General features: G+C 71.0%; 18 protein-coding genes. 7 read left to right on the forward strand and 11 right to left on the reverse strand.

The annotated features are described in order from the left end of the window. The first annotated feature begins 38 nt into the window (after positions 1–38). The 4 genes from MZC64_RS04255 to MZC64_RS04270 are packed head-to-tail and all read left to right on the forward strand — an operon-like array spanning position 39 to position 3,288. Complete coding sequence (locus tag MZC64_RS04255; RefSeq protein WP_247755729.1) at positions 39–758, forward strand: response regulator transcription factor; 720 nt, start codon at positions 39–41, stop codon at positions 756–758. After that, entirely contained in the window at positions 755–1,765 is a 1,011-nt protein-coding gene (locus tag MZC64_RS04260; RefSeq protein ID WP_247755730.1) for a sensor histidine kinase KdpD, read from the forward strand. The genes MZC64_RS04255 and MZC64_RS04260 overlap by 4 nt, the downstream gene beginning before the upstream one ends. Positions 1,766–1,809: 44 nt before the next feature. Further along, positions 1,810–2,646 (forward strand): oxygenase MpaB family protein, encoded by an 837-nt coding sequence (locus MZC64_RS04265; RefSeq protein ID WP_247755731.1) that lies wholly within the window; start codon positions 1,810–1,812, stop codon positions 2,644–2,646. 39 nt (positions 2,647–2,685) lie between these two features. Beyond that, positions 2,686–3,288 carry a hypothetical protein gene (locus tag MZC64_RS04270; protein ID WP_247755732.1) on the forward strand — a complete coding sequence of 201 codons (603 nt, stop codon included), beginning with the start codon at positions 2,686–2,688 and terminating at the stop codon, positions 3,286–3,288. Between the two features lie 20 nt (positions 3,289–3,308). On the opposite strand, the gene MZC64_RS04275 is transcribed toward MZC64_RS04270, so the two are convergent. The 5 genes from MZC64_RS04275 to MZC64_RS04295 form a co-directional block, all read right to left on the reverse strand. Further along, positions 3,309–3,995, reverse strand: a complete 687-nt coding sequence (locus MZC64_RS04275) for a response regulator (RefSeq protein ID WP_374205615.1) — start codon at positions 3,993–3,995, stop codon at positions 3,309–3,311. A gap of 2 nt (positions 3,996–3,997) precedes the next feature. Further along, positions 3,998–5,197 (reverse strand): sensor histidine kinase, encoded by a 1,200-nt coding sequence (locus tag MZC64_RS04280; RefSeq protein WP_247755733.1) that lies wholly within the window; start codon positions 5,195–5,197, stop codon positions 3,998–4,000. Positions 5,198–5,264: 67 nt separating this feature from the next. Further along, positions 5,265–5,636, reverse strand: a complete 372-nt coding sequence (locus MZC64_RS04285) for a hypothetical protein (protein WP_247755734.1) — start codon at positions 5,634–5,636, stop codon at positions 5,265–5,267. A 231-nt stretch (positions 5,637–5,867) separates the two neighbouring features. Continuing rightward, complete coding sequence (locus MZC64_RS04290) at positions 5,868–6,614, reverse strand: Fic family protein (protein ID WP_247755735.1); 747 nt, start codon at positions 6,612–6,614, stop codon at positions 5,868–5,870. 364 nt (positions 6,615–6,978) lie between these two features. Further along, complete coding sequence (locus MZC64_RS04295) at positions 6,979–7,938, reverse strand: endonuclease/exonuclease/phosphatase family protein (protein ID WP_247755736.1); 960 nt, start codon at positions 7,936–7,938, stop codon at positions 6,979–6,981. Positions 7,939–8,104: 166 nt separating this feature from the next. Between MZC64_RS04295 and MZC64_RS04300 the strand changes: the two genes are divergently transcribed. Continuing rightward, a complete protein-coding gene (locus MZC64_RS04300; RefSeq protein ID WP_247755737.1) occupies positions 8,105–9,076 on the forward strand; it encodes a DUF5937 family protein in 972 nt (323 codons plus the stop codon). Here MZC64_RS04300 and pqqB read toward each other — a convergent pair. From pqqB to pqqA, 5 genes are all read right to left on the reverse strand, one after another. Then, positions 9,073–9,969 (reverse strand): pyrroloquinoline quinone biosynthesis protein PqqB, encoded by an 897-nt coding sequence (gene pqqB, locus MZC64_RS04305; RefSeq protein WP_247755738.1) that lies wholly within the window; start codon positions 9,967–9,969, stop codon positions 9,073–9,075. The two genes, MZC64_RS04300 and pqqB, sit on opposite strands and share 4 nt — an antisense overlap. Beyond that, the gene (gene pqqE / locus MZC64_RS04310) at positions 9,966–11,090 is read right to left on the reverse strand and encodes a pyrroloquinoline quinone biosynthesis protein PqqE (RefSeq protein ID WP_247755739.1); all 1,125 of its coding nucleotides are present in this window, start codon (positions 11,088–11,090) and stop codon (positions 9,966–9,968) included. The genes pqqB and pqqE overlap by 4 nt, the downstream gene beginning before the upstream one ends. Continuing rightward, positions 11,083–11,367, reverse strand: coding sequence for a pyrroloquinoline quinone biosynthesis peptide chaperone PqqD (gene pqqD / locus MZC64_RS04315; protein WP_247755740.1), 285 nt, complete (start codon positions 11,365–11,367; stop codon positions 11,083–11,085). The genes pqqE and pqqD overlap by 8 nt, the downstream gene beginning before the upstream one ends. Before the next feature lie 5 nt (positions 11,368–11,372). Then, the gene (gene pqqC, locus MZC64_RS04320; RefSeq protein ID WP_247755741.1) at positions 11,373–12,074 is read right to left on the reverse strand and encodes a pyrroloquinoline-quinone synthase PqqC; all 702 of its coding nucleotides are present in this window, start codon (positions 12,072–12,074) and stop codon (positions 11,373–11,375) included. Positions 12,075–12,171: 97 nt separating this feature from the next. Further along, positions 12,172–12,261: a pyrroloquinoline quinone precursor peptide PqqA gene (gene pqqA, locus MZC64_RS04325; protein WP_185000163.1), complete on the reverse strand. Its 90-nt coding sequence runs from the start codon at positions 12,259–12,261 to the stop codon at positions 12,172–12,174. 273 nt (positions 12,262–12,534) lie between these two features. Here pqqA and MZC64_RS04330 point away from each other — a divergent pair, with 273 nt between their 5' ends. Together MZC64_RS04330 and MZC64_RS04335 are read left to right on the forward strand one after the other, a co-directional pair. Continuing rightward, positions 12,535–13,527: a sorbosone dehydrogenase family protein gene (locus MZC64_RS04330; RefSeq protein WP_247755742.1), complete on the forward strand. Its 993-nt coding sequence runs from the start codon at positions 12,535–12,537 to the stop codon at positions 13,525–13,527. Between the two features lie 87 nt (positions 13,528–13,614). Then, entirely contained in the window at positions 13,615–14,616 is a 1,002-nt protein-coding gene (locus MZC64_RS04335) for a sorbosone dehydrogenase family protein (protein WP_247755743.1), read from the forward strand. Here MZC64_RS04335 and MZC64_RS04340 read toward each other — a convergent pair. After that, positions 14,613–15,497: a PmoA family protein gene (locus tag MZC64_RS04340; RefSeq protein ID WP_247755744.1), complete on the reverse strand. Its 885-nt coding sequence runs from the start codon at positions 15,495–15,497 to the stop codon at positions 14,613–14,615. The genes MZC64_RS04335 and MZC64_RS04340 overlap by 4 nt on opposite strands. Positions 15,498–15,541: the final 44 nt, after the last annotated feature.

Consider the following 15,541-nt stretch of genomic DNA (forward strand, 5'->3'; position numbering starts at 1 on the left):
GCCAGACCGGTGCGCACCCGCCGTCCTAGGCTGATCCGGTGGAACAGAAGCCGGGACAGGCGCAGGTGCGCGGACGGGTGCTGGTCGTGGACGACGACCTCACCGTGCGCGACGTGGTCCGCCGCTACCTGGAGGGCGCCGGGCACCAGGTCCGGGTGGCCGGTGACGGCGAGCAGGCGCTGGCCCTGTTCGAGCAGGCCGCGGCCGACCTGGTGGTGCTCGACCTGATGCTGCCCGGCATCGACGGCCTGGAGGTCTGCCGCAGGCTGCGCCGCCACAGCGCGGTCCCGGTGGTCATGCTCACCGCGCTCGGCGAGGAGGAGGACCGGGTGGCCGGGCTGCAGCTCGGCGCGGACGACTACGTGACCAAACCGTTCAGCCCGCGCGAGCTGGTGCTGCGGGTCAACTCGGTGCTGCGGCGGCTGCGGGTGCCCGCGCCGCCACCCCGGCTGGACCACCTCGCCGACGGCGACCTGCGGCTGGACCCGGTGGCCCGCCGCGCAAGTCGGAGCGGCGCCGAGCTGGCGCTGACCACCCGCGAGTTCGATCTGCTCGCCTTCCTGATCGCCCATCCCGGCGAGGTCTACACCAGGGCGAAACTGCTGGAACTGGTGTGGGGCTGGGACTTCGGCGACGCGGCCACGGTCACCGTGCACGTGCGCAGGCTGCGGGAGAAGATCGAATCCGACCCGGCCAACCCGGTGCGCATCGCCACCGTCTGGGGCGTCGGCTACCGCTACGACCCGAGCCCGGCATGAGCGAACTCGCGCACGCGGCCACCTACGCGCTGAGCTTCTCCGTCCCGGTCGCGCTGCTCGGCGCGCTGTTCCTGCACTGGTGCCGGGACCGCTCGCTCACCGCGGCCATCACCGTCGCGGTGCTAACCCCGCTGCTGGCCACCCTGGCCGGGGTGACCGCGGTCAGCGGGTTCATGTTCACCAGCCAGCTCACCACCACCGTGGTGATCTGCGTGCTGGTCGGCCTGGTCACCGTGCCCGCCGCGATGCTCTTCGGCCGGGCCATCGCCCGGCGCAGCGTGTGGGAACGCGAGGCCAGGGCCAGGGAACGCGCGGCCGAGGCGGCCCGGCGCGAACTGGTCGCCTGGATCAGCCACGACCTGCGCACCCCACTGGCGGGCATGCGCGCGATGACCGAGGCGCTCACCGACGGCGTGGTCACCGAACCCGCCGAGGTGCGCGGCTACCTGCTGGGCATCGGCCGGGAGACCGAACGGGTCTCCGCCATGGTCGACGATCTCTTCCAGCTCTCCCGGATCACCGCCGGCGCGCTCAACCTGGAACTGACCGCGCTGCCCCTGCGTGATCTGGTCAGCGAGGAGGTCGCCGCGCAGGCCGCCATCGCGCAGCGGGCCGGGGTCACCCTGGCCGAGGTGCCCAGTGAGTGGCCGGTGGTGCACGGCAGCGCGCGCGAGCTGAGCCGGGTGCTGCGCAACCTGCTCAGCAACGCCATCCGGCACACCGATCGCGGCGGCGTGGTCGCGGTGGCCGCGGGCGAGGTGGACGGGCAGGGCTGGCTGGCCGTGGACGACGGCTGCGGCGGCATCCCCGACGGCGAACTGCCCCGGGTCTTCGACGTGGCCTACCGGGGCAGCGCGGCACGGACTCCAGAGCCCGAGCAGGCCGCCGGCGCCGGTCTGGGCCTTGCCATAGCGAGGGGGCTGGTTGAGGCCCACCACGGCCGGATCAGCGCCAGCAATCACGGTCCGGGATGCCGGTTCGAGATCCTGCTGCCACTGGCCCGCTGAAAGTTTCACTCGAAAGTGTCCTTGCGATGCGACACTGAGTGGCAATGGGCGCGGAAGAGACAGGACTTTTCGGGCCGGACTCGGTCACCTGGCGGGTGCACTCGGATCCGGTGCTGTTCCTCGGCGGCCTGCGGGCGCTGTTCCTGCAGGCGCTGCACCCGCTGGCGATGGCCGGGGTGGCGCAGCACTCCCAGTTCCAGGCCGACCCGTGGGGCAGGCTGATCCGCACCGCCGAGTACGTCGGCACCGTCACCTACGGCTCGCTCAGCCAGGCCCAGGCCATCGGCGCGGTGGTCCGGCGAGCGCACCGCGGGCTCACCGGAGTGGAGCCGGAGACCGGCCAGGCATACCGGGTCACCGATCCGGAACTGCTGCTGTGGGTGCACAACTGCGAGGTCGACTCCTTCCTGGACACCGCCCGGCGCAGCGGCATGCGGCTGCGCGCCGCCGAGGCCGACGCCTACCTGGCCGAACAGGTCCGCGCGGCCCGGCTGGTCGGCGTGCCCGAGGCGATGGTGCCGGACTCGGTCGACGCGCTGGCCGACTACTTCGCCCGGATGCGCCCGGTGATCCGGTGCACCGCGGCGGCCCGGCGCACCGCCCGGTTCCTGCTGTTCCCGCCGATGCCGACGCCGGTGCAGCTGTTCACCCCGGCCCGCCCGGCCTGGGCCGCGCTGGCCGCGCTGAGCTACTCGCTGCTGCCGGACTGGGCCCGCCGCGGCTACGGCCTGACCGGGCTGCCCGGCACCGAGCTGACCGCGACCGCGCTGGCCCGCTCGCTGCGGCTGGTGCTGCTGGCCCTGCCCACCTCACTCCGGCAGGGCCCGCACTATCGGGCGGCGCAGGCCCGGATCGCCTCGGTGTGTGACCGAACGGCCTAGTGGGTATCCCCCCGCGGGGGTCACCCGGAAAGGCAGGCCATGAGCGCACCCGAATCGAAGCCCACCCGAGCCCAGGGCCCGGACCTGGTGGAACAGGGACCCGAAGACGCCGAGGTGCTCTTCGTCCTTGATCCAGCGGGCCTGGGCAGGCACGGCCACCTGCCTGCCAGCTGGCGGGGCATCGCCCGCTCCACGCACATCGCCTGGCTGCGCCTGCCCGCCGCCGAGGCCGCCATGCCCAGGGCCAGGGACGTGCTGGAACGCCTGGCCGAGGGCGGCGGCCCGATCGACCTGGTGGCCGAGGGCGCGGCCGCCGAACCGGCCATGCTGCTGGCCACCGAGTCCTTCGCCGGTGGCGAGGCCAGGCAGGTCCGCTCGGTGCTGCTGGTCGACCCGGAACCCCGGTCCCGGCCGATCGAGCAGATGCTCATCGGGCACGGGGTCCGGGTGAAGGTGCTCGACCGCGGCGTCGCGCCGGTGCCGCTGGGACATCCGCGGGTGGCGGCCGAGGTCGCGGGGGAGTTGCACGGCCGCCGGATGCCCCCGCGGGCCCGCGGCGGCACCCGGCGGCCGTCGGTGGCCGGTCAGGTGTGGCAGGCCGTGCGGATGCGGATCAGGGACCGGCTGACCCGGTCCCGCTGACCCGGTCCCGTTTAAGTGGCTCAGACTCGGCCGCTGCCGACGACGCCGTACTCGTAGGCGAAGACCACCGCCTGCACCCGGTCCCGCAGGTCCAGCTTGGTCAGCAGGCTGCTGACGTGCGTCTTCACCGTGTGCTCTGACAGCACCATGGCCTTGGCGATCTCCGCGTTGGACAACCCGCGGGCCACCAGCTCCAGGGTCTGCGCCTCGCGCGCGGTCAGCGTGTCCAGCCGCGGGTCCGGGTTGTCCGGGGTGGGCCGCAGCGCGCGGCTGACCACGTCCTGCACCAGGCGGCGGGTCATCGACGGGGCCAGCATCGCCTCGCCGGTGACCACCACCCGCACCGCGTGCACCAGGTCGTCCCGGCGCACGTCCTTGAGCAGGAAGCCGCTCACCCCGGCGTGCAGCGCGTCGTAGAGGTACTCGTCCAGGTCGTAGGTGGTCAGCATGACGACCTTGGCCTCGGTCTCGGCGCAGATCACCCTGGCCGCCTCGATGCCGTCCATGGTGGGCATCCGGATGTCCAGCAACACCACGTCCGGGCGCAGCATCCGGGTGGCGAAGACCGCGTTCGCGCCGTCCTCGGCCTCGGCCACCACCTCGATGTCGGGCTGGCTGTCCAGGATCAGCCGGAAGCCGGCCCGCACCAGCTCCTGGTCGTCGGCGATCACCACGCGGATCGGCTCGACGCTCTGCTCGCTCACCACGGTCAACTCCCCCGTTCTACCCGGCTCACCGGGAAGTCCTTGTGCGCCAGCGGAATCTCCGCCGTCACCATGAACCCGCCACCTTCGCGCGGGCCGATCCGCACCACGCCACCGCAGGCGCCGACCCGTTCCCTGATCCCGACCAGCCCACGTCCGCCGCGACCGGGCGCCGGACTGTCCGCGCCGATCCCGTCGTCGAGCACCAGCACCGCCAGCTCGGCCCTTGACCAGCTCAGCCGCACCTCGGCCCGGCCGGCCCGAGCATGCCGGACGGTGTTGGTCAGTGCCTCCTGGATCAGCCGGTACACCGCCAGTTCGGTGTCCGGCGGCAGCGGCGCCGGGGCGCCCGAGACGCTGTGCTCCACGTGCAGTCCGGTGGCCCGGACCGTCTCGATCATCCGCGGCACGTCGTCCATGGTCGGTTGCGGCGCCCGGCGCAGCTCGGCCGGATCCCTCGGCACCATCCCGAGCAGCCGCCGCAGCTGGGCCATGGCGTCCCGGCCCGCGGTGGCGATGGCGTCGAAACTGGCCTCGGCGCGGGCCGGATCGGCGCGCACCACCAGCGGTCCGGACTCGGCCTGCACCACGATCAGCGCCACCGCGTGGGAGAGGATGTCGTGCATGTCCCTGGCGATCCGGGCGCGTTCCGCGCTGGTCGCCCGCTCGGCCTCCAGCTGCTGTTCCTGCTCCAGCCGGTGCGCGCGTTCCTCCAGCGCCACGGTGTAGGCGGCGTTCGTGCGCACCGCCCAGCCCACCAGGTAGGCGGTCACCGAGCAGGTGGTCAGGAAGGTGAACTCCTGGAAGTCCATCTGGTCGAGCCCGGAGTGCACCACCACCGCGAGCAGAGCCAGCGCCAGCGTGATCCGGCGGATCAGCGGCTCGCTGTTCCTGCTCACCGTGTAGACGCCCACCAGCGGGCCGTAGATGCTCCAGATGTCGGGCAGGTCCAGCGCGATGTAGACCAGCTCGGCCACGCTGACCGCGATCATGGTCAGCATCGGCGCCTGCCTGCGGAACAGCAACGGCAGCGCGGTCGAGGCCGCGACCAGGTAACCCCACCAGGGCGGCGGGCCGCCGCCGAGGCCGAAGCCGAGCGGCAGCTCGACCGCGAGCAGCACGATCACCACGACCAGCAGGTCCGCCTGACGAGCACTCAGGTTTTGCAGCGGGCGCGGCGGACGCCAGCCGAGCGGTGTGGACATGCGGGCTCCGAACCACTGCGCGACCAGGGCAGTACCCCCCAACCTACCGCCGGTGTGCGCGCTGAGGTCAGGGGCGTTCGGGCTGCTGTTCTGCCGGTTCTGTGGGTCCGGGTGGTTCGGGTGGTTCGGGTCCTGGTGGCCGAGTTGCCACGGCATCGCCCGGATCGGGGTCCGCGAAGAGGTAGTCGGTGGCCTGCTCGCCGGCGAAGCCCCCGGCCGCGCCCGCCGCGACCGTTCCGAGTTCGCCGCCTCCACCCAGTTCCTCCTCCCCCGACCGCTGCGCGAAGCAGACCAGCACTGTCCGCCTGACCTGCGGTGACAGTCGCGGCCACACCGCCGCGTGCACTTCCTCCAGCCGCGGCAGCGGGGTGCCGGCCAGCAACGCGCGGTACTGCTCGACCGAGTAGGCGCCGGAGTCCGGCGCAAGCGGAGCGGACACCGCGACCACCTTCCTGGGCACGCACGCCAGGTCTGCCCCGTCAGCGTCCCCGGAACGCCGCCCGCGCACCTCGGCTACCGGTGGCGAGTTCGGCACCCGCGATGGAGGTAGCCCCCGGAAGGATTCCGACCTGGGGACTAGGCCGCATGGCGTCCTCAGAGCGAGGGTTGTCCGGACAACCGGCCATTGTGGACTCAGCGGCGGCGCGGTTTGGGTGTCTGTTGTGGACGGTCAACCCGCCGAACGGCGGCGTTTGTGCTTGTTGTCCTGGTACGCGGCCACGGCCTTGCGTGAACTTCGCCAGACCCCGTCTGGCCCTTGCACGGCGTCGAGCCGACCGCGCCGCGCTGCCTGGCGCAGCGCGGCGAGCGTGAAATCCTCGGTCACCAGCGCGGCGAGCGGGACCAGGCGAGCCGGGCCTGCCATGTTGGGCACGATGAACCTGTTGAGGTTGTCGTACATGGCACGGGCGATCAGTTCGCCCAGTGCGCCGTAGTCACCGCTGTCGGCTCGTTGCAGTGCAGTGAGATAGGCATCCCGTTGCCGCTTGAAGATGACCACCGGTGGATAGCCGAGCCGGACCAGGACGAGGTTGAGGACCAGCCGTCCGGTCCGCCCGTTGCCGTCGAGAAACGGGTGTACCCGCTCGAACTCGTTGTGCAGCCGGGCCAGTTCCTCGGTCAGCGGCAGGTCCGCCTGCCCGTTGGCGCCGATGCCTCGCCCTGCCAGGCAGACAGCGTCCACCCACTGTTGCATCAGAACCGGCACCAGCGGCCAGGCCGGGGGCGTCATGCCTCCGGAGAACGGCTGGATGTCGTGTTCCCGGAAACAGCCCGGTCCCTCCCGGTCAGTCGCGTCCTTGTGCGGGGCCACGTCCCACACCGGCGTCATGGCGGTGTGGTGGATTCGCCGGACCTCGCTGATGGTCAGCAGCCGGCCGTCATGCCAGCTGTCGGGTTCGAGGGCCTGGCGGTACACCCAGCGGGCGGCATCGGCGTAGCCGCGCCTGAACCTCGCGCAACACCAGTGTGTTGCCCTCCAGCGCGGTGGAGTGGTGGGCCTCCAGATGCCAGATGTCGTCCCAGATCGATTGGGCTTCCTTCGGGCTGGGCAGGCCACCGAATCGGGTGTCCAGTTCAGTCAGGGCGTGTTCCAGCCGCCGGTAGACACTGGCCCGGCTCGGCCGTCCCCTGCCCGCCACGACTGCTCCGCTTCTGGCCCGCACCAGGCCCAGCTCACCTCGCCGCGAGTTTGATACACCTGCGCGGCATCTAAATGAACTGATCAAATAGGAGCGAGCTGTTACTCAGCGGCACATGATGTTGCAGAGAGTGTCAGTCTTCTAGTTCACTCGAAGGCTGGTCAGCAGGGCCGCGTGGTCGGAGTAGAAGACGCCCGGCCCGTGCCGGGGCAGCCGGGTGTCCAGCACCTGGCTGCCGGTGACCACCGCGCCCCTGGCGAAGGTCAGGTCGATGCGCTGCGGTGTGATCATCCGCTCGGTGGGCTGCGGGCTCCAGGTGCGGCCCTCGGCGGTGCACGGGCTGGGGTGCGCGGCGCGGAAGGTGTCGGTGAAGCCCGCTTCGACGAGCAGATCGGTGGTGCGCAGCGGGTAGGCCATGCCGAAGTGGTTCGGGCAGTCCTTCCACTTCTCGGTCCAGTCGCTGGCCGCCGGGGTGTTGAAGTCGCCGCCGAGCACGGCCGGGCCCGCAGGCAGGTGCCGGGCGATGATCTCGGACAGGTAGCCGGTCTGCGCGGTTTCCGCCGCGGCCACCGCCGCCGGGGTGTGCCGGGGTGGCAGACCGGCGCGGATGGCGGCGGCGTTCTCGTCGATCAGGTAGCCGCTCCACGGGTCGGTGTAGGGCAGCCAGGTGTCGAACAGGTTCAGCGGTCGGCCGCCGGGCAGCCGGACCTGGACGCCGCCGAAGTTGAACGCGGTGACCTTGCCGCCGCTGGGCGCGGGGTAGGTCTTGGTCACCGGGTAGCGGGTGAAGATCCACAGGTTGTCGCCGCCGGTGGTGCTGGGCGTGATCTGGGTGCCGGAGTAGGCGCCCTTGCCCGCTCGCCGGGTCAGCGCCTGGCGGATCTGCTCGCCCGCGCCGTAGGTCTCCACCGCGAGCAGCACGTCCGGGCGCACCGCCACGATCTGGTCCAGCAGCCGGGGCAGGTTGTCCGCGCCCGCGCCGAGCCCGCCGCGCCAGATGTTCCAGGTGAGCACCCGGACCTCGGCGGGAGCGGCCTCGGCCGGACCGGCCAGGCCGAGGGTGAGTGCCAATACCGACATGACCAGTCGTGACCACCGCATGCGCGCAGGCTAACGGCGGCAGGTGAACGGTGGGTGCGGGCGAGTGCGGTGGCCGGTGGATCGCTGCCCCCCAGAGCGGCAATCCACCGGCCACCGCAAGAAAACCGCGTTCCGGCAGCCAGGGGAACTCATTCGAACCCGCTCGAATCCGCGCTATGTTCGGCCGGTGATCCTGCTGCGATGCGACGCCACGACGGTGGCGAACATCCGGCTGTCGCACTCGCCGATCATGGAGGCGGTCACCTGGCTCGGCCTGGCCGCCGGTGGTGGCAGGCATCCCGTCTTCGGCGATCCCGGCGCGCTGGCCAGGGACGCGCTCGGCGCGGCCGAGGTCGAGCTGGTCACCGATCTGCTGCCGCTGGACGGCAACCACTACACCCCGGACCTGCTCACCCCACAACCCCGGCCGGGCAGCTCCGGCGAGGCGCTGGAGGCACAGCTCACCGACCTGGCCGAGACCTCGGCGGAACTGGTGGCCCAGCAGCTGGGCTTCGCCGAGAAGCACTGGCGGCGACCGGTGTCGCCGCGGGTGCGGCGGCTGGCGGAGACCGGCAGGCTGGCCGGGCGGCTGGCGGCCGGGCTGGGCACCTTCTGGCGGCGGGCGCTGGCCGAGGGCTGGGGCGAGATCGAGGCGCTGGCCGACGCCGACCTCGCCGACCGGGCCCGGCTGCTCGCCACCCGAGGGGTCGGCGAGCTGCTCGCCACCCTCGATCCGAGGTGCAGCTGGACCGGCGCGGCGGTGGCGATCGACAAGCCGTTCCAGGTGGAGGTCAACGTGTCCGGCCAGCCGATCGTGCTGGTGCCCTCGGTGCTCAGCTGGCCGAAGTTCATGATCCAGTGCGATGACCAGCAGCAGGTCGCGCTGTACTACCCGGCCGCCAGGGTCGGCGTGCGGGCCCGGCGGGATCCGGCCGAGCTGGCCAGGGTGGTCGGCGCGACCAGGGCCGCGCTGCTGGCCGACCTGGGCGCGCCGCGGTCCACCGCCGAGCTGGCGCTGCGGCACAAGCTGGCCGCGGGCACCGTGTCCTACCACCTGGGCGCGCTGCGCCGGGCCAACCTGGTCACCGCCAGCCGGGACGGCCGGTTCGTGCTCTACCAGCGCAGCGCGCAGGCCGAGGTCCTGCTGGCGGCCTCCTAAAGCTCGAACAGCGTCCCGTCCGGCGGTGCGGACACCCCGGCGGTCAGCACCTCGGCGTGTTCGGCCGAGGCCGGGTCCAGCACCGGGTTGGTGTTGTTGAGGTGGGTCAGGATCCGGTGCTTGCCGGGGAAACGGGACAGCACGTCCAGTCCGCCGCCCGGACCGGCGATCGGGATGTGCCCCATGGACTTCTGGTCCGCGTCGGCCTTCTTGCCGGTGGCGCCGGACATCTCCGCGGCGGAGTGGAAGGTGCCGTCGATGATCACGCAGTCGGCGTCCGCGACGAACTCGTCGAAGCCGGCAGGCCACTCGCGCAGGCAGGGCGCGTAGACCAGCGTGCCGCCGGTGGCCGGGTCGGTGATCCGGTAGGCCACCACCCACGGTCCGTCCATTGTGGACGCTGCCGCGTACCGGGGCCGCTTGCCGCTGACCGGGAACGCGGTCACCGTCAGCTCGCCTGCCGGGTGCACCGGCACGCCGGGGGAGACGGTGTGCCAGTCCCAGCGCCGGTAGTGCTCGACGGTGCCGCGCAGGCCGAAGTCCTCGGTCAGCCCGTGCAGCACCGCTTCCGGCGCCCACACCTGGAGGTTGTCGCCCTCGCGTAGCAGCATCAGGCCGAGCGAGTGGTCCAGTTCGGCGTCGGTCAGCAGCACCCCCTTGACCGGGGTGTCCCGCGGCGGCTTCGGGCGGAACTCCTGGTGCGCCAGCAGTTGCGCCCGGATGTCCGGACTGGCGTTGACCAGGAACCAGCGTTCGCCGGTGGCGCTGACCGCGATGCCGTCCTGGGTGCGGTGGGTCAGCAGGCCGTCCCGGCCGGCCGAGCACATCCGGCAGGCGCAGTTCCACTGCGGGAAACCGCCGCCCGCCGCCGTGCCCAGCAGCAGAACCTTCATCGTGCTCCTCGTTCGGCGGCCGGCCAGCGCATCGCCAGCGGCGCGTCCAGCGGCTCGGGCGCCTGGTGGTGGCGGGCCAGGATGGTGTCGATGAGCGGCCGGTCCGGGGACTTCGAGCACACCGGGTCGGTGGCCGCCGCGTCGCCGGTGAGCAGGAACGCCTGGCAGCGGCAGCCGCCGAAGTCGGTCTCCTTGCGCGGGCAGACCTGGCAGGTCGGACTCATCCACTCGGTGCCGCGGTAGGCGTTGAAACTCTCGCCCTGGTACCAGATCTCGGCCAGCGGCCGGTCCTTGACGTTGTCCAGTTTGAGCGTGCTGATCGCGGTGGCCGCCGGGCAGGGCAGCACATCCCCGTTGGGCGCTACGGTGAGCTGGCGCGCGCCCCAGCCGTGCATGCAGGGCTTGGGGTAGTCCTCGTAGTAGTCGGCCACCACGTAGACCACCTGCATCCGCCCGGCCAGCCGCTTGCTCGCCGCGCGCACGATCGGCTCCGCGGTGGCCAGTTGTTCCCTGGTCGGCATCAGCTTGGCCCGGTTCTTCAGCGCCCAGCCGTAGTACTGGGTGTTGGCCAGTTCCAGCCGGTCCACGCCCATCGACTCGGCCATGGTGATGATCTCGCCGATCCGGTCGTGGTTGAGCCGGGTGAGCACCACGTTCCCGGTCAGCGGCAGCCCGACCTTGTGCACCACCTGCGCCGCGGCCAGCTTGCGGTCGTGCGCGCGGGCGCCTGCCACCTGGTTGCCGCGCACCGGATCGGAGTCCTGAATGGACAGTTGCACGTGCGCCAGTCCGCGATCGGCCAGGTCTTGCAGCACCGGCTCGGTCAGGCCGAGCCCGCTGGTCACCAGGTTCACGTAACAGCCGAGGTCGCTGGCGTGCTCGACCAGCTCGCGGATGTCATGGCGGGCAAGGGGTTCGCCGCCGGACATGTGCACCTGCAGCACGCCAAGCTCACGCGCTTGGGTGAGCACCGAGCGCCACTGATCGGTGGTCAGCTCGTTGTTCTTGGCGATCAGTTCCAGCGGGTTGGAGCAGTACGGGCAGTGCAGCGGGCAGCGGTGGGTCAGCTCGGCGAGCATGCCCAGCGGGGCCTCGGCGGGGGACACCGGGATCTCAGACATCGGCCACCGCCAGCTCCACGATCCGCCGCTCGATCAGCGCGGCCAGCAACCCGGCCACATCGGCCACCGAAACCCCTTGGTAGCGCTCGGAAAGCAGCTTCACCACCGCGTCGACGTCGTTGACCCCGTCGCAGTGCTCAAGCACCGCGGCCGCGGTCGGGTTGGGCACCAGCACGCCCTCGGGGAAGAGCAGCACGTGCGTCTCGCGCACCTTGTCATAGCTGAGCCGCACACCGCGGCGCAGCCTCGGCCGGGAGGTCCCGGTGATCTCGCTCATCGGGGTCAGCCCTTCGTCGCGGCGCGCTCGATCGAATCCAGCAGGCTCCACAACACATCGCACTTGAAGCTCAGCGCGGCCACCGCCGCGTCCTGGAGTTCCCTGCTGTCGCAGTGCTCCAGCACCAGGTCCACGGTTTCCTTGCCCTCGCCGGAGACCTTGTCGATCCGGGTGGTGAAGTAGGCCAGGTCCTCCCGCCGGATCCAGCTGTACCCGGCCAGCACATCGGAAACCCGTTGGCGCATCAGGTGACCGGAGAACATCTCGGTCAGCCCGGAGGCCACGCCGATGATCCACGGCTGCTGCCGGGCGAAGTTGACGTAGGCGTCCACCGCGAACCGGGTGCCGGGCGCGATGTGCCGCTGGTCCAGCACTTCCTCGCGACTGAGACCGACGGCCTGGCAGAGTCGCAGCCAGCTCTCCGCGCCGCCCTCGCCCTCGGCCTTGCCGTCGTGGTAGACGATCCGGTCCAGCCACAGCCTGCGCACCTCGGGCAGCGGGCAGTTGCTGATGATCGCCGCGTCCTTCTGCGGCAGCATGCACTGGTAGTACCAGCGGTTGGCCGCCCAGGTCCGCAGCTCGTGTTCGGTCAGCTCACCGGCGTGCATCCGCTGGTGGAAGGGGTGCGTTCCCCAGTAGCGATGGGACAGAGCCTGCAACGCGGCGAGGAAGTCCTCACGCGACAACACATCCTGGCTGGTGGCCATCTCCGCACTACCTCTCGAGAACGACTGGCGACAGTGCTGGCGGCGGCGGAGGCGGGCAGGGAGCCACAGGGCCGTGGCTCCCTGCCCTGGATGAGCATCAGTCCATGCGGGCCGCGTACGCGGTGACCTCCATGGGCGTGTCGTACTCGGTGAATTCCGGACGGGTCCACACTTCACGAGTTTCCATAACGCTCACTCCTCGGATCACGGGCGGTCCGCCGCCGAACCGCCCTCTCCTGTGCTCATGGCGAGCGACACCACGCTAGACACGTTTTTCTTGATCCCGCTATGGGCCGATCGTATTTTTCAGGGAACTTTCCAGACGGCATTGACAGCCCTAGCGGTAAGCGCTTGCCTTGGGTTAGGGTCGGACCCACTGCAAGCGTTTACATCCGACGCTGTGCCGCCACCCTTGCCGCCGCCGTTTCCGCACTCCACAGGCATGATCAGGAGGGGCACGATGCACGCTCGACGCAGGACAGTCATCGGAGCATTGGTCGCGACCGCCACCGCCGCGGCCGCGTTCACCGCACCGGTCGCCACAGCGTCCGAGGTCTCCCCGATGGCGATCAAACAGATCGCCTCCGGACTCAATCAGGCGTGGGCGGTGGACTGGCTGCCCGATGGCACCGCGCTGTTCACCGAGAAGGACAGCAAGAAGATCCGCAAGATTGACAAGGCGGGCAAGGTTTCCGACGTTCAGACCATCCCCGGGGTGAGCGTCACCAAGGAAGCCGGCCTGCTCGGCATCGCGGTCTCGCCCACCTACGCGGCCGACCAGCTGGTCTTCATCTACTACACCACCGGCAGCGACAACCGGATCGCCAAGCTCAAGCTGGGCCAGGCCCCGCAGCCGATCGTGACCGGCATCCCGCGTGGTTCCCAGTTCCATCACGGCGGCCGGATCGCCTTCGGGCCGGACGGTTTCCTCTACGCGGGCACCGGTGACGGCCAGAACGGGGCCAACGCGCAGAACAAGAACTCGCTGGGCGGCAAGATCCTCCGGATCACCAAGGACGGCGCGGCCGCGCCCGGCAACCCGTTCAACAGCCGGGTCTACAGCTTCGGGCACCGCAACGTGCAGGGCCTGACCTGGGTCGGCGGCCAGCTCTACGCCTCGGAGATCGGCGCCAGCAAGGTCGACGAGCTGAACAAGATCGACTCCGGCAAGAACTACGGCTGGCCGAACTGCGAGGGCTCCTGCGGCACCGGCGGCATGACCAACCCGGTCAAGACCTGGCCGACCTCGCAGGCGACCCCGAGTGGGCTGGCCCACTACAAGGGCAGCCTGTACATCGCCTCACTCAAGGGTGGGACATACAAGACAAATACCAGTGGCTCCGGTGGCAAGATCTACACCAACCTGGGCCGCACGCGCGCCGCGAACGCCGCGCCGGACGGTTCGCTGTGGATCATCACCCCTGGTGGGATCTACACCTCTGACGGCAACTGACCAAGCCGTCACTCGAACAGGGGGCCCGTGACCTGGGACCGGACACGGGCCCCCGCCCACATCCGCAGCACGTGCCAGGAGTTCGCCATGCCCGTTGCCCGGCTCGCCGCGCTCGCCGCCGCGGTCACCCTCGGCCTGCTGGCCGCGACCCCGGCCCAGGCCGCCACCCGGCCACCCACCGAGGTCACCGGCGGGCTGGCGGTGCCCTGGGGCGTCGGCTTCCTGCCCGACGGCAGCGCGCTGGTCACCGAACGGGACACCGCCCGCATCCTCACCATCCGCGGCGGCAAGGCCACCGAGGTGCAGAAGATCGCCGACGCGCAGCCCACCGGCGGCCACGGCGGCCTGCTCGGCCTGGCGATCTCGCCGCACTACCAGCGCGATCGCACGGTGTTCGTCTACTACTCCACCAAGACCGACAACCGGATCGCCAAGCTCCGCCTCGGCCAGCCGCCGGCGCCGCTGGTCACCGGCATCCCGCTGGGCGTCAAGCGCAACGGCGGCAGGCTCGCCTTCGGCCCGGACGGCCACCTGTACGCCACCACCGGCGACACCGCCCGCCCGGAACTCGCCCAGGACCCGAAGTCCCTGGCAGGCAAGGTCCTGCGACTGACCACGACCGGCAAACCCGTACTCGGCAACCCCTTCGGCACCCTGGTCTACTCCTACGGCCACCGCGACCCGCAGGGCCTCACCTGGGACCGCGACGGCAGGCTGTTCCTGGCCGAGGCTGGCGACACCCAGTGGGACGAGCTGAACCGGGTGCTGCCCGGCCGCAACTACGGCTGGCCGCTCTGCGAGGGCAAGTGCGGCGACCCGCGTTTCATCGATCCACTCGTGGTCTGGCGCACCGAGGAAGCCACCCCCAGCGATCTCGCCTACTACAAGGGCAGCCTGTACGTGGCCGGCCTGGTGGGCCAGCGACTCTGGCAGGTGCCGCTGCGCGACGGCCGTACTGGCACGCCGAAAGCCTTGTACCACAAGGAGTTCGGTCGCCTGCGCACGGTGGAGCCCGCGCCGGACGGGTCACTGTGGATCACCACCTCCAACGCGCCCGCGCCGGACCGCATCCTGCGCAGCGAGGGCTAGCGCCCAAGGAAATCGGTGATCCGGGATTCGTCCCAGGCCCCGTCGGCGAAGACCACCGTGTAGCGCAGCGCGAGCTGTTCGCCCGGCGGCAACCGGACTTCCGCGCTGTAGAACGGCGCCGGGCACAGGCCGGGGTAGTCCGAGCTGCGGGCGAACCACTGGGTGGGGTGGCCAGGATTCTCTGGTGAGTCCACAAAAAGCACCGTCGAGTGCGTGCCGGTCTCGTCCTGCCGACCGATGTAGGCGGCCCAGCTCGCCCTGGCTCCCATCGGATTGCGCGCACCGGGCACCAGCACCCGGCCGCCGAGGAATTCCCTGGGGCCGCGCCAGAACAGGCCGCCGTAGCCAGCGTCCGGGCGGCCGTTGGTGCTCGGGCTGCCGAAGCGGATCGAGGCCGCGGTGGTGTTGCGCAGCCAGGTGTCGAAGGTGAGCTGCCAGGCCTGGTCAGGGGCTGACACGGTGACCTGGACGTGGCGGCGTTCGGCCAGTAGTTCCGCGCCGGTCGCGGTGCGCCAGCTCAGGCGTTGGCGCAGCTCGAAGGTGGTGCCGGTGCTGGCCACCTGGTCGAAACCGAGGTGGAGCTGGCTGCCGTTGTTGGGCAGGTCCACGTACCCGGCACCGGCGCGGTAGGTCGGGCCGCCCCAGAAGTTGGTGTCGTCCACGTGCGCCACCGCGAGTTGCAGGCCCTTGTGCCAGGTGTGGTCCGCCGGGCGGTAGTCCGAGACCAGGGCGCCGCGCAGGGTGCGCAGTGGGTGGAAGTACGGCTTCGGTGATTCCCGCGGCGGGTCATCGGGGCGGTAGTGGTAGCTGAGCAGCCGGACGCCGGAGTGGAACAGGTCCACGGATCGGTCGGGCACGTGCCGCATGGTCAGTGCGGTCATCGGCGTATCCGCCTCGGAGTCGGAAAAAGGCTTTCCGGCCGTTC

Source organism: Crossiella sp. S99.2, assembly GCF_023094165.1.
Lineage (GTDB): Bacteria > Actinomycetota > Actinomycetes > Mycobacteriales > Pseudonocardiaceae > Crossiella.